This is a genomic window from Pseudomonas sp. 43mfcvi1.1, from assembly GCF_900115935.1.
Taxonomy (GTDB): Bacteria; Pseudomonadota; Gammaproteobacteria; order Pseudomonadales; family Pseudomonadaceae; genus Aquipseudomonas; species Aquipseudomonas bijieensis.
On sequence record NZ_UETT01000010.1, the window covers coordinates 249,464 to 275,196 of the forward strand.

Annotated in this window: 21 protein-coding genes, 1 tRNA gene and 1 pseudogene; 11 read left to right on the plus strand and 12 right to left on the minus strand. The window is 60.6% G+C overall.

What is annotated here, in order from left to right; translation table 11 throughout:
* Positions 1–216: 216 nt before the first annotated feature.
* A complete protein-coding gene (locus DTP52_RS20265; protein ID WP_109754921.1) occupies positions 217–2,517 on the plus strand; it encodes a calcium up-regulated protein in 2,301 nt (766 codons plus the stop codon).
* An 89-nt stretch (positions 2,518–2,606) separates the two neighbouring features.
* On the opposite strand, the gene DTP52_RS20270 is transcribed toward DTP52_RS20265, so the two are convergent.
* Entirely contained in the window at positions 2,607–3,824 is a 1,218-nt protein-coding gene (locus tag DTP52_RS20270) for an MFS transporter (protein ID WP_109754922.1), read from the minus strand.
* A gap of 1,645 nt (positions 3,825–5,469) precedes the next feature.
* Here DTP52_RS20270 and DTP52_RS31690 point away from each other — a divergent pair.
* The 3 genes from DTP52_RS31690 to ggt all read left to right on the plus strand — a co-directional run bounded on the left by DTP52_RS31690 (position 5,470) and on the right by ggt (position 8,435).
* Positions 5,470–6,213: a methyl-accepting chemotaxis protein gene (locus DTP52_RS31690; protein ID WP_370873835.1), complete on the plus strand. Its 744-nt coding sequence runs from the start codon at positions 5,470–5,472 to the stop codon at positions 6,211–6,213.
* A 103-nt stretch (positions 6,214–6,316) separates the two neighbouring features.
* Positions 6,317–6,393 (plus strand) — tRNA-Met (locus DTP52_RS20280).
* A gap of 200 nt (positions 6,394–6,593) precedes the next feature.
* Entirely contained in the window at positions 6,594–8,435 is a 1,842-nt protein-coding gene (ggt, locus tag DTP52_RS20285; protein WP_109754923.1) for a gamma-glutamyltransferase, read from the plus strand.
* Here ggt and DTP52_RS20290 read toward each other — a convergent pair.
* The 4 genes and pseudogenes from DTP52_RS20290 to DTP52_RS31700 form a co-directional block, all read right to left on the minus strand.
* Complete coding sequence (locus DTP52_RS20290; RefSeq protein WP_109754924.1) at positions 8,417–8,650, minus strand: helix-turn-helix transcriptional regulator; 234 nt, start codon at positions 8,648–8,650, stop codon at positions 8,417–8,419. The two genes, ggt and DTP52_RS20290, sit on opposite strands and share 19 nt — an antisense overlap.
* 7 nt (positions 8,651–8,657) lie before the next feature.
* Entirely contained in the window at positions 8,658–9,212 is a 555-nt protein-coding gene (locus DTP52_RS20295) for a DUF2975 domain-containing protein (protein ID WP_109754925.1), read from the minus strand.
* A 94-nt stretch (positions 9,213–9,306) separates the two neighbouring features.
* Positions 9,307–9,738: a methyl-accepting chemotaxis protein gene (locus DTP52_RS31695; RefSeq protein WP_370873836.1), complete on the minus strand. Its 432-nt coding sequence runs from the start codon at positions 9,736–9,738 to the stop codon at positions 9,307–9,309.
* A 108-nt stretch (positions 9,739–9,846) separates the two neighbouring features.
* Positions 9,847–10,623, minus strand: a pseudogene (locus DTP52_RS31700) (PAS domain-containing protein); the annotation flags it as partial.
* A 219-nt stretch (positions 10,624–10,842) separates the two neighbouring features.
* On the opposite strand from DTP52_RS31700, the gene DTP52_RS20305 reads away from it, so the two are divergent.
* The 3 genes from DTP52_RS20305 to DTP52_RS20315 all read left to right on the plus strand — a co-directional run bounded on the left by DTP52_RS20305 (position 10,843) and on the right by DTP52_RS20315 (position 14,239).
* Complete coding sequence (locus tag DTP52_RS20305) at positions 10,843–12,261, plus strand: short-chain fatty acid transporter (protein ID WP_109754927.1); 1,419 nt, start codon at positions 10,843–10,845, stop codon at positions 12,259–12,261.
* A gap of 112 nt (positions 12,262–12,373) precedes the next feature.
* Complete coding sequence (locus DTP52_RS20310; RefSeq protein WP_109754928.1) at positions 12,374–13,534, plus strand: hypothetical protein; 1,161 nt, start codon at positions 12,374–12,376, stop codon at positions 13,532–13,534.
* A 177-nt stretch (positions 13,535–13,711) separates the two neighbouring features.
* Entirely contained in the window at positions 13,712–14,239 is a 528-nt protein-coding gene (locus tag DTP52_RS20315) for a lysine methyltransferase (RefSeq protein ID WP_109754929.1), read from the plus strand.
* A 7-nt stretch (positions 14,240–14,246) separates the two neighbouring features.
* On the opposite strand, the gene can is transcribed toward DTP52_RS20315, so the two are convergent.
* Positions 14,247–14,891, minus strand: a complete 645-nt coding sequence (gene can / locus DTP52_RS20320) for a carbonate dehydratase (RefSeq protein ID WP_003205581.1) — start codon at positions 14,889–14,891, stop codon at positions 14,247–14,249.
* 5 nt (positions 14,892–14,896) lie between these two features.
* Complete coding sequence (locus DTP52_RS31405; protein WP_256594270.1) at positions 14,897–15,025, minus strand: hypothetical protein; 129 nt, start codon at positions 15,023–15,025, stop codon at positions 14,897–14,899.
* Between DTP52_RS31405 and DTP52_RS20325 the strand changes: the two genes are divergently transcribed.
* Positions 15,024–15,428 carry a serine kinase/phosphatase gene (locus DTP52_RS20325; protein WP_109754930.1) on the plus strand — a complete coding sequence of 135 codons (405 nt, stop codon included), beginning with the start codon at positions 15,024–15,026 and terminating at the stop codon, positions 15,426–15,428. The two genes, DTP52_RS31405 and DTP52_RS20325, sit on opposite strands and share 2 nt — an antisense overlap.
* A gap of 143 nt (positions 15,429–15,571) precedes the next feature.
* Here the strand turns inward: DTP52_RS20325 and rimI are convergent, their stop codons facing one another.
* Positions 15,572–16,024 carry a ribosomal protein S18-alanine N-acetyltransferase gene (gene rimI / locus DTP52_RS20330; protein WP_047229376.1) on the minus strand — a complete coding sequence of 151 codons (453 nt, stop codon included), beginning with the start codon at positions 16,022–16,024 and terminating at the stop codon, positions 15,572–15,574.
* Positions 16,017–16,796, minus strand: coding sequence for an energy transducer TonB (locus tag DTP52_RS20335; protein WP_109754931.1), 780 nt, complete (start codon positions 16,794–16,796; stop codon positions 16,017–16,019). The genes rimI and DTP52_RS20335 overlap by 8 nt, the downstream gene beginning before the upstream one ends.
* 181 nt (positions 16,797–16,977) lie before the next feature.
* Here DTP52_RS20335 and mksB point away from each other — a divergent pair, with 181 nt between their 5' ends.
* From mksB to mksF, 3 genes are read left to right on the plus strand one after another with little or no spacing between them, the layout of a single operon-like run.
* Positions 16,978–18,258 carry an Mks condensin complex protein MksB gene (mksB, locus tag DTP52_RS20340; protein ID WP_109754932.1) on the plus strand — a complete coding sequence of 427 codons (1,281 nt, stop codon included), beginning with the start codon at positions 16,978–16,980 and terminating at the stop codon, positions 18,256–18,258.
* A complete protein-coding gene (gene mksE / locus DTP52_RS20345; RefSeq protein ID WP_014340217.1) occupies positions 18,248–18,949 on the plus strand; it encodes an Mks condensin complex protein MksE in 702 nt (233 codons plus the stop codon). The genes mksB and mksE overlap by 11 nt, the downstream gene beginning before the upstream one ends.
* Positions 18,946–21,786: an Mks condensin complex protein MksF gene (gene mksF / locus DTP52_RS20350; protein WP_109754933.1), complete on the plus strand. Its 2,841-nt coding sequence runs from the start codon at positions 18,946–18,948 to the stop codon at positions 21,784–21,786. Before mksE ends, mksF begins: the two co-directional genes overlap by 4 nt.
* Positions 21,787–21,984: 198 nt before the next feature.
* Here mksF and DTP52_RS20355 read toward each other — a convergent pair whose 3' ends face one another.
* From DTP52_RS20355 to DTP52_RS20365, 3 genes are read right to left on the minus strand one after another with little or no spacing between them, the layout of a single operon-like run.
* Complete coding sequence (locus DTP52_RS20355; RefSeq protein WP_109754946.1) at positions 21,985–24,288, minus strand: PqiB family protein; 2,304 nt, start codon at positions 24,286–24,288, stop codon at positions 21,985–21,987.
* Positions 24,281–24,904 (minus strand): paraquat-inducible protein A, encoded by a 624-nt coding sequence (locus tag DTP52_RS20360; protein WP_109754934.1) that lies wholly within the window; start codon positions 24,902–24,904, stop codon positions 24,281–24,283. Before DTP52_RS20360 ends, DTP52_RS20355 begins: the two co-directional genes overlap by 8 nt.
* The gene (locus DTP52_RS20365; protein WP_109754935.1) at positions 24,891–25,550 is read right to left on the minus strand and encodes a paraquat-inducible protein A; all 660 of its coding nucleotides are present in this window, start codon (positions 25,548–25,550) and stop codon (positions 24,891–24,893) included. Before DTP52_RS20365 ends, DTP52_RS20360 begins: the two co-directional genes overlap by 14 nt.
* Positions 25,551–25,733 lie beyond the last annotated feature (183 nt).

A 25,733-nucleotide genomic window follows, 5' to 3' on the forward strand; every position in this document is an offset into this window, starting at 1 on the left:
TGGCTGACCCCCTCATCCAAACCACCTCCTGGATCTGTTGATGCGCCTCCAGGCCTGGTTGCAACACCAAACTTGCAAGGTTTCCCGACCGATCGAGTCGGCGCAGTGGGCATAGACGCGCGGTATTTGTGCGACCGCAGCCCGGCCCATGCCCCGTCGCTCATTTCCGACAACAACCGCAAGGCGTCCACCCAATGCAGTGAAAAGGAGATTCACATGAACAACCTGAGCGATACAGCGCTGGCAACATCCACCAACCCCAGCATTTTCCGCACCGTGCCACTCGGCGAGCCGGTCCAGGCCGACAGCGGCAACATTCCACCCAATACGCGGATGCTGCCCGGTCAGTGGGCGGCAGCGGCCGGCAACGGCTATGTGTTGCTGCTGCAGACTGACGGCAATCTGGTGCTGTACCAGGTCGTCACGGGGCCCGTGTCGGCCAACAGCTCGTTCACCGGTAGCGCGATCTGGGCCACGAACACCGACGACGGTGCCTATTTCGACGTCCAGACCGATGGCAACCTGGTCCTGGGTACCAGCGACGGCAACGTGGCGTGGTCGCCTTATACCAACGGCATCGACCCTCAGGAATTGCGCGTACAGAACGACGGTAACCTGGTGCTGTACAACACCCTCGGCCAAGCCTGCTGGGCCTCGAGCAGCAATCACTATCAGGTCTGGCCACCGACTCGTTGGGTCAATGTGCAAAGCAGCCTCGTCGCGCCCGTGAAAGGCGTGCCCTTTGTACTCACCGCCGGTTCCGACGGCATGACGTTGAGCCCCTTCGTGGCCGGTTCGCCCAACCAAATCTGGCAAATCACCGCCGATGGACGGCTGCTCAGTGGGCTGCTCGGCGGGTTGGTGTTGGGTCAGGATGCAGGCAGCAGTACGGCAATCAACACAACACAGAACGTGCCCGTCCCGGTCGAGCAGACCTGGCTCTGGGGAACGGGACTGGGCCCCACCACCCTCCAGAACAGCGGTTCGAACCAGTACCTGAGTGTCGACATCGCAGAGGGCTCGGTACAGATGCAAGATACCGACACTTCGGGCCAATGGTACTTCATGCCCACCACTCCCCTGGACAGCATCATGGCCTTGCCGGCGTCCGACCCGCCCTTTCCAGCCTTTACGCCTGACCAACAGGTGGTCTACGACTGGATCAACAGCAAACTGGCCGCCATGAACAATCAACCCCATTTGATCCTGCGCGAACAGTACACCAACGGCGCCAGCACCCTGGATGGTTACCGACAAGACATGCTCGGCCTGGACTACAGCGCATTCGAGCCGCAAGTCTGGCAACCCGTGGTCGATCAACTCAAGTTGGAGCTCAGCGCAGCGAGCGCTGTTAACAGCCTGTTCGCCTGCTACAGCAGCTTCCACACCCAGTTGTTCGTGGACCAGGGTGCGCTGCTCTCCGAGCTGGGCCAGGATGCCGGCTTCGAGGACGGTGACTCGACCAACATCGGCGGCATCATCCTGGCGGTGCTCTCGGGCGTCATCTACACCGTGCTCTCGGCGGAGACGATGGAAGGCGACATCAATTATTTCGCCGTCGCGGCCAACGTTCTCCAGAGCGGCATCAATGTGGCGGTCGCGGCCCAGAGTTCGAGTGTTTCTCCCAGCCTGTTCCAGGTGGCCTACGCCGACCTCTGGGGGCAATTGAGCGCTACCTTCGAAGGGTTGCTGAGCACTTTCGGCAGCATGGAAAACGCGATACTGACCGACTGGGCCAAGCTGGAGGTCACCTATACGCTGATCGCCTCCAAAGCGCCCGACGGGTTGTTCTGGAACTCCGGTGAAACCGGAAACATGGTGACAGCCGCCAAGCACGGTTACGTGCTGTCGGTGATGCAGATGCTGCTGCCGGCCAAATTCCAGATCTACCAATACCTGGACGTCAATGACAACCCCATCGACGGTGTGCCCGCCTATGCGCAGTACATCACTGCGGCGATCGACGGGACCTACTTCAAATACTGGATCGCCGACTCGACGGACTGGTCAATCTATCCGGAAGAAATCGCGCTCACCCAAGTGTGGGACAACGGTGGCTCGAAGGACGACTTCTTTAACAGCAGGAACGGTTGGGCGTTCGCCTTGACGCGGCCCTACACCTACAGCGGCAACGCCGCCAATTACCTGGTCATCGCGCTGACCAACCTGAGCCCGAACACGCTGGTGGCCACGGTGTTCAATCCATCCCCCACCTCCGCCGGGCCGTCCCCACAAACCCTGTATCCCTACCAGACGGTGTTGATCGAGGCCGAAGCTGCATATCCTGGTGGCGTAGCGATCACTCTCTCGATCTTCGACCCTTCCCGTGGCAACTACTTCGACGAGCCAATCGCCTCGTTCGATGCCTTTCAGGATTACTCTGGGTTCGCGGCCGGTAATGTGCGCACCGCCAACGCCACGACGGCGGGCGACTACCAACTGTCGACACCACTGTGCAACACGGGCGGGTACAAGCAATATCCTGGCGCCATCCAGGCCAGTATCTACCGTCCTTGAGGGGTGAATCGCAGGCATGAGGAGCGGGCCCCTGTGGGAGCGAGCCTGCTCGCGATTGCGCAGGCTCAGTCACATCGATGCTCCCCGCCTCAGGCCTTTCGGGTCCTCGGCAAGAAAATCGCCAATACCCCGAACAACGGCAGGAACGAGCACAACCAATACACGTACTCGATGCCACGGATGTCCGCCAGATGCCCCAGCAACGCGGCGCCAATCCCGCCGAAACCGAACATCAGCCCGAAGAACACGCCGGCGATCATCCCGACATTGCCCGGCACCAATTCCTGGGCATACACGACGATGGCCGAGAACGCCGAGGCCAGGATGAAACCGATGACCACGCTGAGGATACTTGTCCACAACAGGTCGACGTGAGGCAGGATCAAGGTGAACGGTGCCACGCCGAGGATCGAGAACCAGATCACCGCCTTGCGCCCGATCCGGTCGCCAATCGGCCCGCCGAAGAAAGTCCCCGCCGCCACCGCTCCGAGAAACAGGAACAGGTGCAACTGCGAAGAGGCCACCGACAGGTCGAACTTCTCGATCAGATAGAACGTGAAGTAGCTGGTGAAGCTGGCCATGTAGAAGTACTTGGAAAACACCAGCAGCCCCAGCACCACCAGCGCACTCAAGACCCGGCCCTTGGATAGGCCATGGGTGGCCGCCTGGCCTTGCTTGAGCTTGAACAAGTTCAGGTGATTGGCGTACCAGCGGCTGATGCGGTACAGCACGAACAGCGCAAACAGTGCGAACAACCCGAACCAGGCCACATTGCCTTGCCCGTAGGGAATGATGATCGCCGCCGCCAGCAGCGGGCCGAAGGCCGAGCCGGCGTTACCGCCCACCTGGAACGTCGATTGCGCCAGCCCGAAGCGGCCGCCCGAGGCCAATCGCGCCACCCGCGACGCTTCCGGGTGGAAGGTCGACGAACCGATGCCGATCAATGCCGCCGCCAACAGGATCAAGGCAAAACTGCCGACCATGGACATCATCACAATGCCGACCAGCGTACACACCGTTCCGGCCGGCAGCAGCCAGGGCTTGGGGTGGCGGTCAGTGTGATAACCGACCCAAGGCTGCAACAAAGAAGCGGTCAACTGGAACGTCAAGGTGATCAAGCCAACCTGGGTGAACGTCAGGCCATAGCTGTCCTTGAGCATTGGATAAATCGAGGGCAGCACCGCCTGGATCAAGTCGTTGATCAGGTGCGCCAGCGCCACGGCGCCGATGATCCGCATGACCAGCGGGCTGCTTTGCGCCGGGGCAGTAACGGGTGGGGTGACAGCCTGGGTATTGCTGATAGCCATGGGAGTTTCCATACGACAGAGGGCGCACGCGGGCAGGTGCGTCAATGTGCCATTTTTCGGTGCAGCAAGGCTATCCCCTTAGCTAGCTATCGACCTTGAAAAATTGTCGAAATCCAAGGTGATAGCTCAACGCCATGGTCTGAATCTTGCCTTGTTAATCAGCTACAACGCGGCCCCTTACAAAGGGGACCGAGAATGGGAAGTTTCGCTACAGAGCTGGCCTACCGAGCCGATTTGGACAAACTTTCGAGGCCTTTTAAAAGGGCACCTGTTTCAGCACTTGTGTAGAAACGCACAAAAACAGTGCAAAGGTGTTCAGGGGAGTATGGGCATGCAGGCTTTTTTATCACCCGGAATCAGATTGTTGGGGCACTTCGGCTTCGCCCGCAAATTCCAATTGCTGTTCCTGCTTTTTATCCTGCCGCTCATGGGCAGCCTGTGGCTAATCGGCCAGGATTATCGCGACAAACTCAGTCTGATTTCCGGGGAACGCACCGGGGTGCGCCAATTGCTGGCCCTGGATAACCTCGACAACTTGCTCACCGCCCAGCGCAACCGCGCCGCCCGCTGGCGTGCCACCGAAACCAATCGGCAACCAACCCCGGCGACGCTGGCTGCCATGGCGGCATTCGATGCCGTTCAACCGGCCCTCAACCAGGCCGCCAGTGACCTGGCCACTACCCTGCAAACCGAAGGCGCTGAAGCCGATACCCTCGCCCGCTATCAAGCTCTGCAAACCAGCCTCAACGGTCTGGATTCGAAAAGCCTGGGCAGCGTGGGCTGGTGGCCCGACGGCTACGACCGCTTCACCGCCGCTCTCAGCGCCCTGCAAGCCTTGCGCGAGCAGATGGTCATGGACAACCGCCTGACCCTCGCCTCCTGGTTGGAAACCTATCTGCTGACGCAGATTTCAACTCAGCAGACGCCCGACCTGATCGAACGGGTCGGCCGCCTGGCCAGCGTCGGCCAGGCCTCCGTGGTGTCGGGCCAGTTCACGCTGCAGAGTCGCCTGCAACTGCGGGACCTGCGCAGCCGTATCGGTGACGCACGGGACCAACTGGTCAAGACCGGAGCACTCCTGGAAACCCGTCTGCCCAGCGAATTGCAAACCTGGGCCGGACAGTACCAGGGCAGCCTCAAGCACTTGGATGCTGGCCTGAAAGTGCTGGATGACGGCGTGTTCGGCGGCTCCATCAACCTCAAGCCCGAAGACTTCGAGAAACACATGGATGCCCTTCTCGCTGATCTGGCGATCCTGCGGCAACAGTCGCTGGTGGCACTGGATACGCGCCTGGACCACTACCACGGTTCGGCGATCCACCAGTTCACCCTGGTAGCGACGGTGCTGGGCTGCCTGCTGCTGGCCGCGCTGTATCTTTTTGTTTGCCTGCAAGCGTCGATCCGGCGCAGTGCCAGTGGTATCACCCTGCTGGCCGAAGCCCTGCGCGACGGCAATCTCAGCCTGCAAGTGCCGGTGCAAGGGCGCGATGAACTGGCGGCCATCAGCACTGCCCTCAACGTCGCCGTGGTGCAGTTGCGCACCAGCCTGCTGGGGGTGGACCACGAAACGTTGCAGTTGAGCAATGCCGTGCGCACCCTCAATACGCACTCCAGCGGCGCCTTGGGAGAAGTCGAGGCCCAACAGATGCAGATCAGCCAGATCGCTGCCGCCGCGACGCAACTGGCCGCCACCTCCCAAGGCGTGGCGAAGAGCTGTGAACAGGCATCCGACAGCGCCCAGCAAACCCGCCGCATTGCCACCGACAGCAGCCGCGACAGCCAACGCACCACGGCGAGCATCCAGCAGCTCAACCAGCGCCTCAACGAAACCGCCGCCGCATTGGGGCGAGTCAGTGAACAGGGGCAACAGATTCAACTGGTGGTCGATACCATTCGTGGCGTGGCCGAGCAGACCAATCTGCTGGCCCTCAATGCCGCCATTGAAGCGGCTCGCGCCGGAGAACAGGGCCGTGGTTTCGCGGTAGTGGCCGACGAGGTGCGCAGCCTGTCACAACGCACCCAGTCCTCCACGCAACAGATTGCCGCCACTGTCGACAGCTTGCGCGCCACGGTCAACGAAGCCGTCAGCCTGATGGAAGCCGCCTGCGGCCAGGCCCAGACCGACGCCCAAGCGGTCACCGGCCTTGGCGAACGCCTGGGAGAAATTGCCAGCGCGGTGCAAAGCGTCACCGACACCCTGGCGCAGATCGCCACTGCCGTGGATGAACAAGCCAGCACCGCCGATGAGGTCAGTGGCAATATCCAGCAGGTCGACCAGGCGGCGATGCGCTTGCTCGAAGGCGCACGAGCGGTGAACCTGGCGGCGGACACGCTGAGCCAGGGAAGCCAGGCCTTGAGTGCCAACACAGGGAGATTTCAGCTCGGCTGACAAGGATTTGCAGCGAGGATTGTTAAGCGGTTGAAAGCGCAGAGAAATATTTCAGATTTACGCTTGACACATCTTCGTTACCGGCGAATAATGCGCGCCACTTGGCTACATAGCTCAGTTGGTTAGAGCATAGCATTCATAATGCTGGGGTCCGGGGTTCAAGTCCCTGTGTAGCCACCAAGTACTAAAAACGGCTTATCGAAAGATAAGCCGTTTTTTTATGCCTCGAGAAAAGTACCTGCTCTATCAGGATTCAGAGTTATCTTGAGCCTCAGTGGCGAGGTGGCACCGGGCTCCATCAGTCCGGTGTTGATTTGCGCCACACACCGCCCATGACTACAGTCAGCCTCTATATCCCAAGCCCACGGATGGAGTGACACGTGCCCACAGATCTGAAACCGAACTTTCATCGCCTGTCAGCCGTTTCGCTGCTGGCTGTCGCTCTGACACTCGCAGCCTGTAAGGCCCCGCCCTCCTCCACAACCACACCGGCATTGCCTGCCCCACCGGAGGTCGTCTCCGGCTACCGCACCGATCTACAGACCCGCTACGCCGACAAGCACATGGCGGCCGCGGCCAATCCGTTGGCGGCCGAGGCCGGGCGGGAGATGTTGCGACGTGGCGGCTCGGCCATCGACGCGGCGATTGCGATGCAAGCGGTGCTGACTCTCGTGGAACCGCAATCTTCAGGCATCGGCGGCGGCGCGTTCATTGTGCTGTGGGATGGCAACGCCGTACGCACTTACGACGGACGCGAAACGGCACCGGCCGGCGCCACCGAAAGACTGTTCCTGCAAGCCGACGGCCAACCCATGCCGTTTACGGCCGCGCAGATCGGCGGTCGTTCGGTGGGTACACCGGGGGTATTGCGCGGACTGGAACTGGCCCATCGCAAACATGGCCGTCTCGAATGGGCGACGCTGTTCGAGCCGGCCATCGCACTGGCAGAGCAGGGCTTCGCGATCTCGCCAAGGCTGCACGCCTTGATCGCATCCGACCCATCGTTGCCGGGCTCGCCCGACATGGCGGCGTACTTTCTCAATGCCGATGGCAGCCCGAAGGCAGTCGGCACCGTGCTGAAAAACCCGGCCTTGGCAGGCGTGCTCAAGCGCATCGCCCACGAAGGTCCCGATGCGTTGTACAAAGGGCCGGTTGCCGAGGAAATCGTCGCCAAGGTGCAGGGCCACCCCAACCCCGGCAGTCTTTCGCTGAACGACCTTAAGAGCTACACCGCACGGGAGCGGCCAGCGTTATGCACCGACTACAAGCGCTGGCAAATCTGCGGCATGCCACCACCGTCTTCGGGCGGGGTTGCCGTGGCGCAGATCCTCGGGACATTGCAGGCCCTGGAACAGCGCGACAGCAGCGCCGCCCTCGCGCCCTTGAAACCGCTCAATACCACTAAACCCGCCAGCATTGAACCCACCGCCGAAGCGGTGCACCTGATCGCCGAAGCCGAGCGCCTGGCCTATGCCGACCGCGCCCAATACATCGCCGACCCGAATTTTGTCGCGGTACCGCTCAAAGGCCTGGTCGACCGAGGTTACCTGGCCAGCCGCGCCAGCCTGATCGGCCCTCGTAGCATGGGTGTCGCCAAACCCGGCACGCCACCGGGCATCCAGGTGGCCTACGCCCCGGACCGTTCCCCACTGCGTATTTCCACCTCGCAAGTGGTGGCTGTGGACGATCAGGGTGGCGCGGTGTCCATGACCACGACGGTGGAATCGGCGTTCGGCTCACATTTGATGGTCCAGGGCTTCATGCTCAACAACCAGATGACCGACTTCTCGTTCATCCCCGAAGAGAATGGGCAAAAAGTCGCCAACCGCGTCGAACCGGGCAAACGCCCTCGCTCATCCATGGCTCCGACGCTGATCTTCGATCAGCAAGGTAGATTGGTGGCCGCAGTCGGCTCCCCCGGCGGCTCGCAAATCATCGAGTATGTCGCCAAGTCAGTCATTGGTCTGCTGGATTGGAACCTGGACCCGCAAGCCGCTATCAACCTCCCCAACTTTGGCAGCCGCAATGGCCCCACCGAACTGGAAAAGGGGCAGTTCAGCCCGACGCTGATCCAGGCCCTGAAAGACAAGGGCCACACCGTGAGCGAGATCGACATGAACAGCGGCACCCAGGCCATCGTCCGGGTGCGCGACGCGCAAGGGAAAACATCTCTGGCCGGCGGCGCGGATCCAAGGCGCGAGGGTCAAGCACTGGGGGATTGATCAACTTCGCCCGGAGGCTGATAGACCAGCAGATCGGCTGGCTGGCATTGCAGATAGCTGCAAATGGCCTCGAGGGTTGCCAGGCGTATGCCCTTGACCTTTCCTTGCTTGAGCAAGGAAAGGTTGGCTTCGGTAATGCCTATGGCAGCGGCAAGGTCCTTGGATTTGACCTTGCGTGTCGCCAGCATTACATCAAGTTGAATCACGATAGGCATGAGGTTCTCAAACGAAAGTTCGGTTTTCTGAATCGACTTCACTGGCCTGGGACAGGATCCGGGCAATGATCGCAATACAGGCCGCAAGAAACAAAGCCACAAAAGATGGGGCGGTAATGCTGAGGGTCAGCAATCGTTGGCCAACCGGCGCATTGATCGTCATCAGCAGGCTAAGAAACGGCTCACAGAGGAAATCCAGCAACACCCACAACGCAACCGCGCGCCCGGCCTTGCCCAGATAAACAGCTGCTTCGTTGGAGAAATACTGGCCGTGGGCATACCGCTTGAACAACTGCCGCAAATTCGCCAGCCCGGCAGCCAACGCCAGCAAAGGGATACTCGACAGCAGGATGCCGCCAAGAGACTGCCAGGCGGTCAAGTACATCGCCTCTTCAGACAAGCTCGACATCTGTCGCTCGGTCAGGGCAAACCCCAGACCGTATCGTGACGCAACGTCGGGAAAAAGCCAGGCCGCCGCATTGGCGGCCATCATCGCAACCATGAACAGAAGCGTTATGGCAGCCATGCGCTGGCTATACAGAGCGAGACGATTCGTACGCATGTGAGGCTCCAACAGAATGAGAGGAGCCCAGAACATAGCCACGAAATTATCACAAAACAATAATTAATATGTAAAAAACAATAATAACCTGTACTTAGGTCGATAACTGGTTTGCAAACTGACTCACCGCATCGACCACCTTCTTCGCCCCGTCCTGGATCTCGACGATCACCGTCCCCGCTTCGGCGGCCAGGGCCAAGCCATGTTCGGCCTGGTGCTGGCCATCGGTCATCAGGGCCACGGCATTGCGGGCCATGTCCTGGTTCTGGCGGACCACGCCGACGATTTCATCGGTCGCCTGGCTGGTGCGCGATGCCAGTTGTCGCACTTCATCGGCCACCACCGCAAAACCGCGCCCTTGCTCGCCGGCCCGGGCCGCTTCGATCGCGGCGTTGAGCGCCAGCAGGTTGGTTTGTTCGGCGATGCCGCTGATGGTCTTGACGATGGTACCGATCACCAGGGATTGCTCATTCAGGGCCTCGATACCTTCGCCTGCGGTTTGCATGTGCCGGGCCAGGTCGCGCATCACATCCACCGCCTGGGTCACTACCGTCGTGCCGCGCTGGGCACTGTTGTCGGTCTGCAACGAGGTGCTGTAGGCAATGTTGGCGGCTTCGGCGACGGCTTTTTCCTGGTTGACCTGGTCCGTGATGTTGGTCGCGAACTTGACCACTTTGTACAACCGCTCGTTGGCATCGAGCACCGGGTTGTAGGAAGCCTCCAGCCAGACCTCGCGACCACTGCTGTCGAGACGCTTGAAACGGCCAGCCACGAATTCACCGCTGTTCAGGCGCTTCCAGAACTGCTCGTAGGCCGCGCTGTTGTATTCCTCGGGTTCGCAAAACGTGCGGTGATGCTTGCCCTTGATCTGCGCAAGGCTATAGCCCATGGCGTTGAGGAAGCGATCATTGGCCGTCAGCACATGACCACCCAAATCGAACTCGATCACCGCCGTTGAACGCACCAACGCACCGATGAGGTTCTCATGCTCGCGAGAAGCCTCGATGGTGCGGGTCAGATCATTGGAGTACATCGAAAAATAGCGAATCCGCCCATCGACATTCCGTACGGGCTGGAGGATCGAACGCAGCCAGGCTTCCTGGCCATTGCCCCGCAGCAAGCGCACGGCACCGGAAAAGTGTTCGCCGCGGGTCAGCGCCGACGTGAAGCGAACCTGGAACTCATTGGATTTCAAATACGCGGGAACCAGCTCATTCACAGGCCGGCCAATCAAGTCCTGGCTCTTGTAACGCATCTCGTCGAGGAAGTTCTGGTTGACCGATTGAATCCGTCCGTCGGCGTCCAGGGTGAGGCCAAGCATTTCACGGTCCAGGCTTTCCTTGACTTGCATAAGACTGGACAGTTCTTGGCGCAGAGCCAGTAGCTCCTGCTTCAGGCGGTTGTTAAACATTGGGCAGCTCCGACAGCGGGAGAATTAAGTGGCTTGTTCCCTTGCCATCGGCGCAGCGTTTTTTTTCTAAAGAGCGCCGCGAGCCCATATTGAAAATATTCCAGGACGCCCTCGAACCCGATAAGCCTGCCATGGTCACTGGATTGTTCTACTGTTGCGCCTGTCCCTTGAAGCCTTGCCGCCATCAATACCCATAACCATAAAAACGAGGTAATTACCGTGACCACCGACATCGAAGACAGCCGTTCCGCCCGCTTCGCCTTGCGCTGTTCCAGTTTCGCCGAGCGCTGGTTCCCGGACTCCTGGGTCTTTGCCGCGCTGGCGGTGCTGGTGGTTGCCATGGCGACACAATTGATCGGCGCCACGCCTACGGCGGCGGCCATGGCGTTCGGTGACGGCTTCTGGAGCCTGATCCCATTCACCATGCAAATGGCCTTCGTGGTGATCGGCGGATACGTGGTCGCCAGTTCGCCACCGGCCGTAAAATTGATTGACCGCCTGGCACGCATTCCGACCAACGGCCGCTCCGCGGTGGCGTGGGTAGCGCTGATTTCCATGGTCGCGTCATTACTCAACTGGGGCCTGTCGCTGGTGTTTGGTGGTTTGCTGGTGCGCGCCCTCGCCCGTCGCACCGACTTGAAGATGGACTACCGCGCCGCCGGAGCCGCCGCCTACTTGGGCCTGGGCGCGGTGTGGGCCCTGGGCTTGTCTTCGTCGGCAGCGCAATTGCAGGCCAACCCGGCCAGCCTGCCGCCGTCGATCCTGTCCATTACCGGTGTCATTCCGTTTACCCAGACGATTTTCCTCTGGCAGTCTGGCGTGATGCTGCTGGCGCTGATCGTGATCTCGTTGATCGTCGCCTACGCCACTGCTCCCGGCCCCAACAGCGCCCGTGACGCCGCCGCTTGCGGGATCGATCCGAGTTTCAGCATGCCGGCGTTGCAGCCCCGCACCCGACCTGGGGAGTGGCTGGAGCACAGTCCGCTGCTGATCATTGCGCTGGTGCTGCTGGCCGCCGGCTGGCTGTTCCACGAGTTTTCAACCAAACCTGCGATCAGTGCCATTTCCGGCCTCAACACCTATAACTTCCTGTTCATCATGCTGGGCGCCTTGCTGCACTGGCGGCCGCGCAGCTTTCTCGACGCCGTGGCGCGCGCGGTGCCGACCACCACGGGCGTGTTGATCCAGTTTCCGCTGTATGGCTCGATCGCCGCGCTGCTGACCACGGTCAAGGGCAGTGACGCCCAGACCCTGGCCCACCACATCTCGACCTTTTTCGTACAGATCGCCTCCCACGACACCTACGCCCTGTTGATGGGCATCTACTCGGCAGTGCTGGGCTTCTTCATTCCTTCCGGCGGCGGCAAGTGGATTATCGAGGCGCCCTACGTCATGCAGGTGGCCAATGACCTGAACTATCACCTGGGCTGGGCCGTACAGATCTACAACGCCGCCGAAGCGCTGCCGAACCTTATCAACCCGTTCTATATGCTGCCTTTGCTGGGGGTTTTGGGGCTGAAGGCCAGGGACCTGATCGGTTTTTCCTTCGTGCAGTTGCTGGTGCATACGCCCCTGGTACTGGTGCTGCTGTGGGCGCTGGGGACAACATTGAGTTATTTACCGCCAGTGATGCCATAAAGCCATAAAAAAGGGCCGATATTTCCGTCGGCCCACTTTTTCTTCGGCCCGGTCTGTTTCAGTATGGAGACACCCTGTTTCGAGGGGTCCACACGCTGAAAAGGATCTGAGCATGTCCAAACTCGCCGTACTTTCTTTTGCCGCCCTGGCCTTCAGTGCCGCCGCCCATGCCACCGACATTGACGTACAACTGGGCAGCACCGAACGCGTTACCCGCCTCTTCGCCTACCCCAACAACTGCAACGTCATTTGCTTTCGCGACTGGACCCTGGAACAGACCGTCGAGCATTACCTGACCCAAAGCGTGCAGCGCGACGGCTACGGCACGGCCAAGGTCCACGTCAAAATCGATAACGACAAGGTCTATGCCAGCATCAGCGGAGTGCCCAAGAGCTACGGCCAACCGCTGAAGGCCCTGCTCGACGCTGGTGACCTGGCGTATAACGGCGCGAGCAAACTCAACAGCGACAAGAAATGGTCCTACAACTGGTACCTGTTCCTGCCGCTGGGCATGGCCCTGGAAAACCGCAAGAGTGTCGAGTTGCTGCACTTCCCGCCGGATTACTCCCTGACCCAGGCCCAGGACTACCTGGAGTCGGCCACCACCGATCGCTGGGCCACCCTGCTGACCGTCAACGGCATTGCCGCCGACCAGACACCGGCCTACCAGACCATCATCGACATCGCGCCCATCGCGGCGCCGTCCAATGCCGGCAGCACGCTGGAAGGCCTCTACAGTTACTTCAACGATTACCAGACCACCATGGTCACGCAGATCACCCAAACCGCCAGCGGCGCCGCGTTGCCGATGGTGGCCTTCGGAGCGCCCGTTCGGAACTGGATCAAGACCCAGTACGGCCAGACTGTGGGCGTGCTCGGCCTGGCGAGCATCACGCCGACTGCGGGGGTCAAGGTGCCGGTCCTGGGCTCCAACCACCCGAGCTACATCTGGTACGCCGCCGACAAGGAAAACTACGACGGTGACGAAGCCAAGGCCGATGCCGCCGGCTTGAAAGTCATGGGCCAGGACCTGAGTGCTGCATGCTGGCAGGCTGGCATGGGCAGCAAGCCGGGCACCGATCCGAGCGCCCTGCTGAACCAGTGCACGCAGACCTGGCAAGTCACGCAAAAGGAAAAGACCTGCGAGTTGTTCTACACCTCGGTGCGTAAACTGAGCGAGGAAGACGCTGAGAAAAAATGCGAAACGCCGGCGATCAAGTCGCAACTTCCGCAACTGAAGGTGCCCATGCCGCTGCCTGCCGAAGCGGTCTGAACCTTGGGGCGCCTTCCCGCGTAAGCTTGCACTGACGCGGGAAAGCGCCTTTGGCTCCTGTCAGAGTCGACAGTAGATGCCGCGCTCGACTTGGGCGAAGCTATCAATGTCTATAGCGACCGCTGGCAGGATCGCCGGCGCCAAAAATTCGAGTGCCCTAAGCCGACAGGGACCGTCATGACCACCTTCATTGCAAATAGAGCTAGCTCACAGAACCAGGATTGCATTTACCCTGAAAAAGAACTCAGCACCCGCCTGGGTTATCCATCCGTCCGCGATTTCGACGTGCATCAAACGAGCGACGGACGCAGCAATGGGGTCATCGCCCGAAGGGCCTTCCCCCCCATGGAGCGGATGTGCCGGGTATCGGGGCTTCTGGTGAGCCGACGACGCCTGCATACGCTGCAGATATTGCCGGAAATACACATGTATGACCCACGTTTCGCTGGATTGCTGCTGCATTCTTGCAACCCGAATGTCTTTCTCGACATGAGCGAATTGTGGTTGTGGTCGCTGACCCACATCCACAAAGGCGACTACCTGACGATGGACTACGCCAGCACCGAACGGAAACTGTATCGGCAGTTCGCCTGCCGGTGCGGTTCATCCAACTGCCATGGCTGGATCACCGGCTATGACGAACCGCCGAATGAGCAGGGAATGAAATTCCTACGGCACTGGCGTCGTCGCTGTCATCGCGACTGACCCTGAATCAGGGTGCGTCGACCGGACGCAGCCGATACTGCGGCGGCAGTTGCTCGAAACCGCTGATCGTGGTGTCCAGGCTTTTCCAGCGTCCGTCCTTGATGCCGTAGATGCAGCCGTGGATCGACAGTTTCTGCCCACGGTGCCAGGCGTTCTGCACGATGCTGGTATGACCGACGTTGGCCACCTGCTGGATCACGTTGAGCTCGCACAAGCGGTCGACACGTTCCTCTTCGGTCGGCAATTGGCCCAACGCCTCGCGATGCTCGTAGTACAGGTCGCGAATCGAGCGCAACCAGCCGTCGATCAGGCCCAGTTGCCGGTCCTGCATCGAGGCCCGCACACCGCCACAGCCGTAATGGCCGGTGACCAGGATGTGTTTGACCTTGAGCACGTCCACCGCGTACTGGATCACCGACAAGCAGTTGAGGTCCGTGTGCAGCACCACGTTGGCCACGTTACGGTGTACGAACAGATCGCCCGGCAACATGCCGACGATCTCGTTGGCCGGCACCCGCGCATCGGAACAGCCGATCCACAGGTACTCCGGGGTTTGCTGACGGGCCAGCTTGGAGAAGAAGTCAGGATCTTCCTGCTTGATCGCATCGGCCCAGCGCGCGTTGTTATCAATCAGATCTTGTAATTCGTTCATGCTGTCTAGCCTCGATAGAGAGTGCGCAACTGTGACAGACGACCGCCGGTCGAGGTCACGTCAGCGATGCATTGGAATTCCTGGGTGCGCTGCCGGTCGACACCAGTAAGGCCCACAGTATGAGGAATTGCCATGAATGATTCACGACGCCCCTTCGATGCGACGCAACCGGAACCCATCGACGACAACGAAGATCGCATGGGCTCGATGCATGAGTTGGAGTTCGACGACGAACAGCCCAGTGCGAAAATCGGCGACGAATTGCCGGAAAACGAACGCGAACAGCTGATGCCACGTGAACGCGTGCGCGAAGCGGGCATGACCGGCGCCTCGACGGATGATCACGAGCCGACCGACGACGACCTGAGCCCGGAAACACTGATTCGCGAAGACGGGGCCCGGGATGCCTTTGAGGCCGGCGACGACGAACAGGCGGACTGGGAGCTGAGCGTGGTGGATGAAAATGATATTGGTGGGGGCGATGGGCTGGATGAAGCGGAAATGGCCGATATCGATCCGCTGGATGGCAAGCGGTAAGTGTCGATAGAGCTGACGCCATCGCGAGCAGGCTCGCTCCCACAGGTTCTGCGTCATAACCAAATGTCTTGAGCGATGCAGATCTAATGTGGGAGCGAGCCTGCTCGCGATGACGGTGTTGCGGTCAACCTTGATGTGGCAGTTCAGTCCACCAAGGTACACGCCATGACCACCGCATCCTCACGCCCACCCACCGCTGGGTAATAATCCCGGCGCCGGCCCACTTCATTGAAGCCATAGCGCTCATACAGCCGGAACGCGGTGCGGTTGCTGTCGCGCACTTCCAGGAAGCATTCCCGGGCCTCGGCCTTGTAGGCAATCGACATCAAGTGTTCCAACAGACGCAAGCCCAGGCCACGGCCCTGGTTTTCCGGCTTGACGGTAATGTTGAGCAGGTGCGCCTCATCCAGGATGATCTGCACCACGCCATGGCCCACTTGCTGCTGGCCTTCGAACATCAGCCAGATCTGGTATTTGCCCAGCCCGTCGAGAAATATCCCGCGGGTCCAGGGATGACTGTAGGCGGCGTATTCGATCTTCAGCACAGCGTCGAGGTCCGCCTCGGTCATCGGGCGGAACGATACAGCGTCACTCATTCGATTCTTTCCAGCGCGCCATCAGCCGGCGCATGGCTTGCCAGACATCAGCCTTGCGCTGTGGCGTTTCCATTAACAGTTCCAGGCCGGGCAACGCCCAGGCCGAGCCCAGGCCTTCGACCTGCAGTTCGCGATTGAACGCTTCGGCATCCGCCTCGCCGGCGAACTTCACCGCCGGCAGGCCGATCAGCCACAAACACGCACAGGGTTCATCTTCGAGCCGCGCCGAAACAAAGCCCTGGACGAAATCCCGCGCCGCTTCCGGCCCCTGGTCCATGGTGCCGCGGGACAACAGCGGCCAGCGCACCGGTTCACCGATGATTTGCGGGCTGTCCGGCAGACCGGCGGCGCGCAGCATGTCCTTGAGCAGCAGATACGCCGGGTCGCGGCTCTGGAAGGGATCGCCCGTGGGCAATTCCACCAGCAACAGGCAACGCCCGGCCCGCAGCAGTTGCAGGGCGAAACGCGGCGGGGCGACGTAAGGTGCCTTGGGCGGCGCCTCGACAACTTCTTCCACCGGCTTGGCATTGGTCCGGGTCGAGGCCAGGCTCGGCCGCGGCACTTCGATTTTCGGCCGTTCGGCCACGGGCGCTACCGGCTCGGCCACCGTCTTGGCCACAGGCGCGGTCACGACCGGCGCAATGTACTCGGGCTCGGGCGTTTCCAGCAGCTCGGGCCGCGACGGGGCGGCGAACGGCAATTCGGTACGCGGCAGCCAGTTGACCACCTGCATGGCGGTCAGATAGGCGCGGCGACGGGACTCGATAAGCAAGGGTCGGCCACTTGTGGATAACTGAAAGTGGAAGGGATTCTACCGCCCTTCGGCGCGGATCGCTTCCCTGTTGCACCGATAGTTGATCGATACAGAACGACAGTCCGTCCAAGGGGTGAATCGCAACCGGCCCGATGCAGTACAATCGCCGCTTTTAATTGCCAACCCGACGGCCATTGCGATGATCGAACCCAAGCGCGTCTTGCGCGCCCTCGCTGAACACTGGGCATTGCTGGAACCTTTGTGCGAGCACTTCGACCAGGGCACCCTGAGCCTCAACGAATTGCGTTCACAGCTGGCCGCCCAACAACTGGACAGCACGCCCCAGGACATCACCAACCTGCTGGACGTGTGGATCCGCCTGGACATCCTCGTACCGGTGGCGAAAAGCCCGAACCGCTTCGAGCTCAATGCCCAGATCCATGACTTCCTCGCCTACCTGCGCCGCGAACACCGCCTGGGCCTGTGCCTGGAGATCGAAGCCTACCTGCGCCACCTCGAGCGCCTCGCCGGCTACATCCAGGACGCCTTCGACATCCGCGACGGCAACGACCTGGCCCGCCAGTTGCGCCTGCTGGACATGCGCGTGCGCGACGTGCTCAAGAAACTCGCCAACGACGAACAGGCTCTGGTGGCCGTGGCCGAACGGGCCAAGACCAGCGACCGGCAGATCCCGCTGCGCCAGCGCTACGCGGAAGTGTTGGCAACCTGGGACGAATACGTCGAGCCGATGATCCAACTGGTGAACGCCGATGGCGCGTTCGAGCAAGGCGTGCGCAAGGTCGAGAACGTGCTGTTGCGCATGCTCACCGAACAGCAGCGCCTCGGCCACCTGGTGGACGACGACATGCTGCTGCGCACCCACGCGCGCATCCTCGAGATGCAGACCAGTGCCCAACTGACCCTGCGCCATGCCCGTGAACTGCTCCTGCCACTGCGCGAAGAAGCCCGCCGCCACAACGCCGTGACCCGTGGCGCCGCGCTGGCCCTGGCCGCCATTCGTCGCAAAGGCATCGATGCCGTGCCACAGGCCGCCATGCCGCTGTTCACTCGGCCGCAAAGCACCTTCCTCGGCAGCGCCAGCCAGGTCGAGGCCTATGTCTATGCCCTGGCCCGCTTCGAACCGAAACCGGCGCGTTTCCCCAAGTCCCACAAGACCCACAAGGGCGGCGAAGCACCGCGTGCGCCACGCACCGTGCGCGAGATGGTCGAGCGTTGCGAAGACGCCCTGCCGATGCCGGACCTCATGACCTGGCTGCTGGAACAGGAACCGGACGGCGCCACCGACGAATTGCTGTATTGGTTCTCGCGCCTGTCGCGGGAAAAACGTTTCAAGCGCGAGCGTCTGGAACGCCGCGAATACCACACTCACGAGCATCAGGTCAGCCTGCGCTCCTTCGCCCTGCTCTCGGCCCGCGACAGCGCCGCCGAGGATTCTGCGAGCATCCCCCATGCATCTTGATCTATCCGAACTGTCCCAGCTGGCGCCGATCTTCCGCGAGCTGTTCAAGGGCTATCACGTCAGCCGCCGCGACCCGGAGCTGTACGCGCAACTGTCGAACTTCCAGGACCAGTACCGCACGCTGTTCAAGGCCCTGGGCTTCGAGCTGGTATGCGACACCCGTGGCTTCTACTACTTCGTGCCGGACCTGGCCGCCGCGGCGGTGAACAAGACCGCCCAGCGCCTGGCCCTGTTCACCTTCATCCTCGTCGAGCACCTGGCCGACCAGGGCCGCGACCCGATCGCCGTGCTCGACGGTGGCAGCCTGGGTCGCGATGAGCTGCCTTCGCTGCTGGAAAAATACCGCGACCTGTTCATCCAGGCCGAAGTACAAACCCAGGAAGAGCTGGAAGAAAAAATCATGCGGCGCATGACCCAACTGGGTTTTGCCAGCGAAGAGAACGGCGTGTACCGCTTCCTGCCGCCGATGCACCGCTTCCTCGATGTCTGCCTGTCGGTCCAGCAGGACCGCGACCTGGCCGCCAGCCTGCACAGCGTGCTGCCGTTGCCGGCACCGGTGCTGATCGACGAAGACAGCGACGAAAAACTGCTGCAGACCGATGATCCGCTAGATCTGAGCGAATTCGAAGGTGAAAGCGAAGAAGACGCACTGGCCCGCGCCATTGCCGAAGAACAGGAGACCGACGCATGAGCAAGGAACGCTACGGCATCCGCCGCTTTGCCCTTTTGAACACCGCCGGCTACAGCCTCGGCCTGTTCCCGCTGGAAGAACCGTTGTCGGTGTATGGCGCGAACAACCTGGGTAAATCCGCCTCGATCAACGCCTTGCAGTTCCCGATCCTGGCGCGCATGTCGGACATGAGCTTCGGCAAGTACAGCCTGGAACAATCCCGGCGGTTCTACTTTGCCTCGGACACCAGCTACATCCTGGTGGAAGTCGCCCTGCCCCACGGCCCGCATGTGATCGGCGTGGTCGGTCGCGGCCCGGGCGGCGGTTTCGGTCACCAGTTCTTTGCCTACGCTGGCAAACTGGACCTGGCTCACTACCAGAAAGATGACACCTGCCTGCGGCAGAAAGAGCTGTTCACCAACCTGGAGCGCGAAGGCCTCAAAGCCTACGAACTCAAACCGGATGAACTGCGGCGCCTGCTGGTGGGTGGGCACACCTCGATTCCGCTGGACCTGACGCTGATCCCGCTGCGCTCCACCAGCGAGCAAAGCCTCAAGACTTTCCGCGCGCTGTTCATCAACCTGCTGCACATGCGCGAAATCACCGCGGCCAAGCTCAAGCAACTGTTCCTCGACGCGTTCGAGCACAGCCTGCGCTCCGGTAGCGTGGATTACATTGCGGCGTGCGAAGAAGCCTTCCGCGACGTACGACGCATGGAGCAGGACTACAACTCCCTGGTCGCCGCCGGCCCGCTGGTTGAAGCCCTGGCCAATGGCGTGAAGCAGCGCGACATTTTGCGCGGAAAACTGCATCGCCTGTCGCCATTGCTCGACTCATTACTGGGTACCTGGTCGGACTACGCCAGTGCGCGCAAGGAAGAGCTGACCATCCAGGCCGAACACTATCGCAACGAACAGGATTCGCTGCAGAACGACCAGCGCGGTGGCACCCAGGAGCTGATGCGCCTGGAGCGGGAAATCAGCGGTATCCAGCGCTGGATCGGCGAGCTGTCAGTGCTCAAGAACCGCTTCGCCCTGGTGGATGACGTCAAGGTCCTGGAGCAGCAACTGCTCGCCGCCAAGGACGCCCACGATGAACTGGCCGGCGCCCTGGCCCAGTCCCGGCAGTTCAGCGCCGAAGACCTCGAAGAGCGCCTGCGGGATCTGGAAAAACGCCTGAAGTCGGTCAAGCAGCAACTCGATCACGCCGACAACAACAGCTACGCCCGCCTGCGCGAAGAGTTCTCGCAACAGGATGTCGAGCGCCTGATGCGCCTGTTCAACAGCGCCCTGTTCAGCCTGCCACTGGGCGAACACGGCATCGCGCTGGACGAAAACGGCGAGTGGGTCAAATCCATGGAACTGATCCTCGACGGCTTCAAGGGCGAACGCTTCGAAGTCCCGGGCCTGTCCATCGACCTGTCCCACATCGAACCGCCAGCCCTGCAAGCCCTGGCCGATCGCGCCGCACTGCGGGACCAGAAAGAGCGCCTGGAAAAAGAACTCAAGCAGCTCAAGACCCAGCAAGCCGTGGCCGCCGACCGTGCCGCGAGCAAGACCCAGACCGAAGCGCTGTACCAACAGGTCCTGGATGCGCAAAAAGCCCTGGAAGACTTCCGCCGCACCCAGACCCTGAGTGCCGAGGAAGGCGAGAAGCTCGAGCAACTGGCGCAAATGGAAGCCGCCCAGGACGAACTCAAGCGCTCCAGCGATGCCTTCACCGAGCGCGTCCAGCAGTTGTCCGCCAAGTTGCAACTGGTGGGCAGGCAGATCGCCGACATGGAAGCCAAGCAGCGCACCCTCGACGACGCCCTGCGCCGTCGCCAATTGCTGCCCGCGGACCTGCCGTTCGGCACGCCATTCATGGACCCGGTCGACGATTCCATGGACAACCTGCTGCCGCTGCTCAATGACTATCAGGATAGCTGGCAAGGCCTGTTGCGGATCGACGGCCAGATCGAAGCGCTGTATGCCCAGGTGCGCCTCAAGGGCGTGGCCAAGTTCGACAGTGAAGACGACATGGAACGCCGTCTGCAACTGCTGATCAACGCCTATGCCCACCGCACCGACGAAGCCCTGACCCTGGGCAAGGCCCGACGCGCGGCAGTGACCGACATTGCCCGGACCCTGCGCAACATTCGCAGCGACTACGACAGCCTCGAACATCAACTGGCGCTGTTCAACCGCGAGATCAACAAGCGCCAGGTGTCCAACCTGCAGAGCTTCCGGATCGTCCTGGCGCCGAACAAGGAAGCGCTCAAGCACATCGACCAGATCATCCACAGTGCCGGCCAGTACGAGGAAGGCGAGACGCTGTCGGTGTTCGACCTCAGCCAGAGCGCCGAGCAGGACAACAAGAACGAAGAAGCCAAGGAATACCTGGCGCGGCTGGTGGCAGCGAACCACAACCAGCTCGGTCTCAAGGACCTGTTCGAACTGGCGTTCGAGATCACCAAGGTCAACGGCCAACCCGTGATCCACACCGACATCGACGGTGCGGCATCCAACGGCACCACCATGACCATCAAGGCGCTGACCAACATGTATTTGTTGCTGCACCTGATGGACCGCGAACAGGCCGGTCGTGTGCGCTTGCCGTACTACCTCGACGAAGCGGCGGACATCGACGAGAAAAACCAGGCCGCGCTGCTGGAAACTAGCCTGCAACTGGGCTTCGTGCCGATCCTGGCCAGCGTGAAGCCGCAAGTCTGCGCCAGTGTCGCCATCGACCTGGAGGGCGGCAGCGGCCCGAACGGCATCTACATCGACGAAGCGGACTGGAAGTACATCCGTCGTCATGATGCAGTGAAGGCCACGGTGAATGTACAGGCCGATGAGCCGGAGCTGGATCCGGTGTGATGTGAATCTCCGGATGTGAAAAAGGCCGCGATCCAAATGGATCGCGGCCTTTTTCATTGCGAAGTCTTTAATGAACATCATCGCGAGCAGGCTCGCTCCCACATTGGATTGATGTCGTACTTGATAGCCATGAACGACACTTGATCTGTGGGAGCGAGCCTGCTCGCGAAGACGTCAGGACAAACTAACGCGGCCCAATTATTTGCCGAGACTGATCTTCGGCGCCCAAGTCAGCCATTCATCTTCAAACTTGTCGAACAGTGGGAAGGTCTGCTCCGCTCGTGCCGGGCTGCCCATTCTTTCGCCATCCGGCGTTGCGAAGGCAATGCCACCCTGGATCAGCGTTTCAAGCGACTCGGTTCGCACCGTCGCGCCCTTGAACAGACCGAAGTCCAGACCGAAGCCACTGCTGTTCCAGAAGCGTGAGCCGCTGCGCACCAACGGCGCATATTTAGGCTCGATCAGGATATGGATCAGCACCCGGTCCGCCGTCTGGCCCAGTTCATAACCGGTAACCTTGCCCACCGTAATCTCGCGATAGGTCACCGGCACGCCGATCTTCAACGAACCACGGCGGGCCGCGCTCAGCACCAGGCTCAGCCCCGCTTCAGGTACAGCGCTTTCCGGTGGATTGGCAAGGGCCACGAAGCTCTTCTGCGGCCCGAGGTTTTTCGCCGAAGGCTGCACTTCAATGTATTGGCCGGTTACCAGCGTTTCCAGGTTGGAGGTCTTCATCAACCCCAGTTCAGGCTTGACCACCCAGAACTGGGACCCGACCCGGGCGATGCGCTCCGGCACTTCGGTGATACGCGCAGTGAGCAGCACCGATTGCATATCGGCGCTGAGATCAACGTCCTCGATCTTGCCTACATCCAACCCTTTGAAACGAATCGGCGTACCACTGCGCAAACCATCGGCGCGGTCGACCTTGATCGTGACCATGGTGCCCCGCTGCTGTGCAGTTTCATGATCGGCAAACAGGCGGAAGCGTGGAATGCGTCTTTTCAGCGGCACATTCGGTTCCGGGGTTTCGAAGGCAATCCCGCCAGCCATCAGGCTTTGCAGGGACTCACTCTTGACCTGGATCCCGCCCGTCAAGCCTCCCGAGAGGGTGATGCCACTGGCGTTCCAGAAACGTGTGGAGCCGTTGACCAGTCCTTCGTATTCCTTCTCGATGTGCACACCGATGATCAACTGCTTTTTCTTGCGGGAGAACTGATAGCTCTGCACCGAGCCGACCTTGACCTGCTTGTAGAGGATCGGACTGCCAACCTCCAGCGATCCGAGGTTTTCGGTCAGCAGGACCAAGTGCAGCCCCGGGGAACGCAAGTCCAGCGGCGGCGCTTTGGCCCGGGCTTCGAACTCGCGCTGCGGCGCGCCGCCCTTGTCACCCGGTCGCACGGCAATGTAGTTGCCCTTGACCAGCGCTTCCAGGCCAGTGATACCCGCCAGGGAGATCGACGGCTTGACGACCCAGAACTGCGTGCCGGTCACCAGGTAATCTTCGGCCAGCGGGTCCAGGGTCAATTCAGCCGTGGCGCTGGACAGGTCTGGATCGACCTTGAGGTTCTTCAGACTGCCGACCTGAATACCCTTGTACATGACCGGCGTACGGCCGGCCTGCAATCCTTCGAAATCGCTGAGTTTGACCTTTACACGGATACCCGCCGCAGCAGCGTCGAAGTCTTCGTAAAGACGGAACGGCAGGCTTGGGTCCGTCGGCGGGCTGTCCTTGCGGCTTTCCGGCGTGGCGAAGGCAATCCCCCCGGCCACGATGCTGGCCAGGGACTCGCTGCGCACTTTGACGCCCGAGAGGTTGGCATCGATGCTGATGCCACTGGCGTTCCAGAAACGCGTATGTTTGCGCACCAGGTTGGCATAGGTCGGCTCGATGAAGATTTTGATCTCGACCTTGCTCTGATCCTCGGACAGCAGGTAGCTCTTCACCTGACCGACCTGGATCTGTTTGTAGAACACCGGGCTGCCACGGTTCAGTGAACCCAACCGATCAGCCTTGAGGGTCAGATGCAAACCCGGCTTGGCGTCCGACAGCGGCGGCTCTTCGACCAGGGCCTTGAATTTACGGGTCGATTCGCCTTCACCGGGGCTGATGGCCACATAGTTACCCGATACCAGGGTTTCCAGGCCAGTGATCCCGGCCAGGCTTACGCTCGGCTTGACCAGCCAGAAACGCGTTCCGGTCTTGAGGTATTGCTCGACGTCCTTATTCATCTCGACCGTCGCGACCACGCCCTTGGAGTTGCCTTCGTCATCGAGTTTAAGGGCCGTCACTTTGCCGACCGTCATCCCTTTGTAGACGACTTCGGTTTTGTTGACCTGGATGCCTTCGCCACTCTCAAAGCGCACAGTGATCTCGATTCCGGTCTCGTTATAAGCCCGCCAGCCGAGCCAGCCGCCGATGATCAAGGCAATCAACGGCAAGACCCAGATGGCCGACCAGTTCGAAGCCGGTCGGGTTTTAGCGTTAGGCAAATCAGTCATGGTCGTCATCCGACTCCGTGTTATCCCAAATCAGTCGGGGATCGAAAGTTACTGCGGCAATCATTGTCAAAATCACTACGCTGGCGAAAGCGATCGCGCCGAGACCGGCTTCGACACTGGCGAGTCGCCCAAAATTCACCACTGCCACCAGAATGGCAATCACGAAAATATCCAGCATCGACCAACGACCAATGAACTCGATGAAACGGTACATAAAGATGCGTTGCCGCGCCGACATGGGCTGGTGTCGTTGCACGGAAAACAGCAACAAGGCGATACCCACCAACTTGAAGGTGGGTACAAGGATACTGGCGATGAACACCACGGCGGCGATGGGAATCATGCCGTGTTGTACCAACTCGATGACGCCGGACATGATCGTACTCGGGGCACCTTGGCCCAGCGAGTTGATGGTCATGATCGGCAACATGTTGGCCGGAATATAGAGAATCGCGGCCGTGATCAACAATGCCCAGGTCCGCATCAAGCTGTTCGGGCGACGGGGGTGAACCAGCGCGCCGCAGCGAGTACAGGTTTGGTTGTCGGCTTCAGCGTCCTGCCGATTCAACTCATGGCACTCCGTACAGATCAGAATGCCTGCATCAATCGCCCGCATGGGCATCTTCTCCTGATAACGCCTGCCAGATCTGATGCGGTGACATCACCACCTCCAGCCAGACCTGGACCAGCAACAAACTGATGAAACACACCAGGCCAAGGCCTACGGTGATGGCCGCCATGTCGGCCAACTTGACGATGGCCACCAGCACGCCCATGAGGTAGACCTCAAGCATCCCCCAGTCTCGTAAATGGTGATAAATGCGGTACAGCAACAAACCGTAGCTACGGCCAAAGTCCAAGCGAATGGTCAACAGCACAGCCAACTGACAAAACAACTTGAGCAGCGGGATGCCCATGCTGCACAGGAACACCACTGCCGCGATACCTTGCATACCGGTATCGAACAAACCGACTACCCCACTCCAAACGGTATCCTGGGACGACTGCCCGAGCAGATTGAGTTGCATGATGGGTAAGAAGTTGGCCGGCACGTATAACAGCAGGGCGGCGATAACCAGGGCAAGACTGCGCTCGACTACATTGTGCCGGTGAGCATAGAGCTCATAGCCGCAGCGGGGGCACTCGGCTTTTTCGCCATGGGCCAGTTGAGGCTTGCGCATCAAAAGGTCGCACTCATGACATGCCACCAGATCGCTCAGGGGTAGATCTGACAACCTATCAATGTCTGACGGATCGGGCATAAACAGCTCTGGCTCAGCTAAGGTGGGGCTATTCTAGTGCTCCAGCTCGGAAATAACTGTGCAAATTTATCACGAGCTTTCGTAGACTTTTCCTGCGGGCAAAACAAAACCCCTACCTGCGTCAGCAGATAGGGGTTTCGGAATTTAATCTTGACGATGACCTACTCTCACATGGGGAAACCC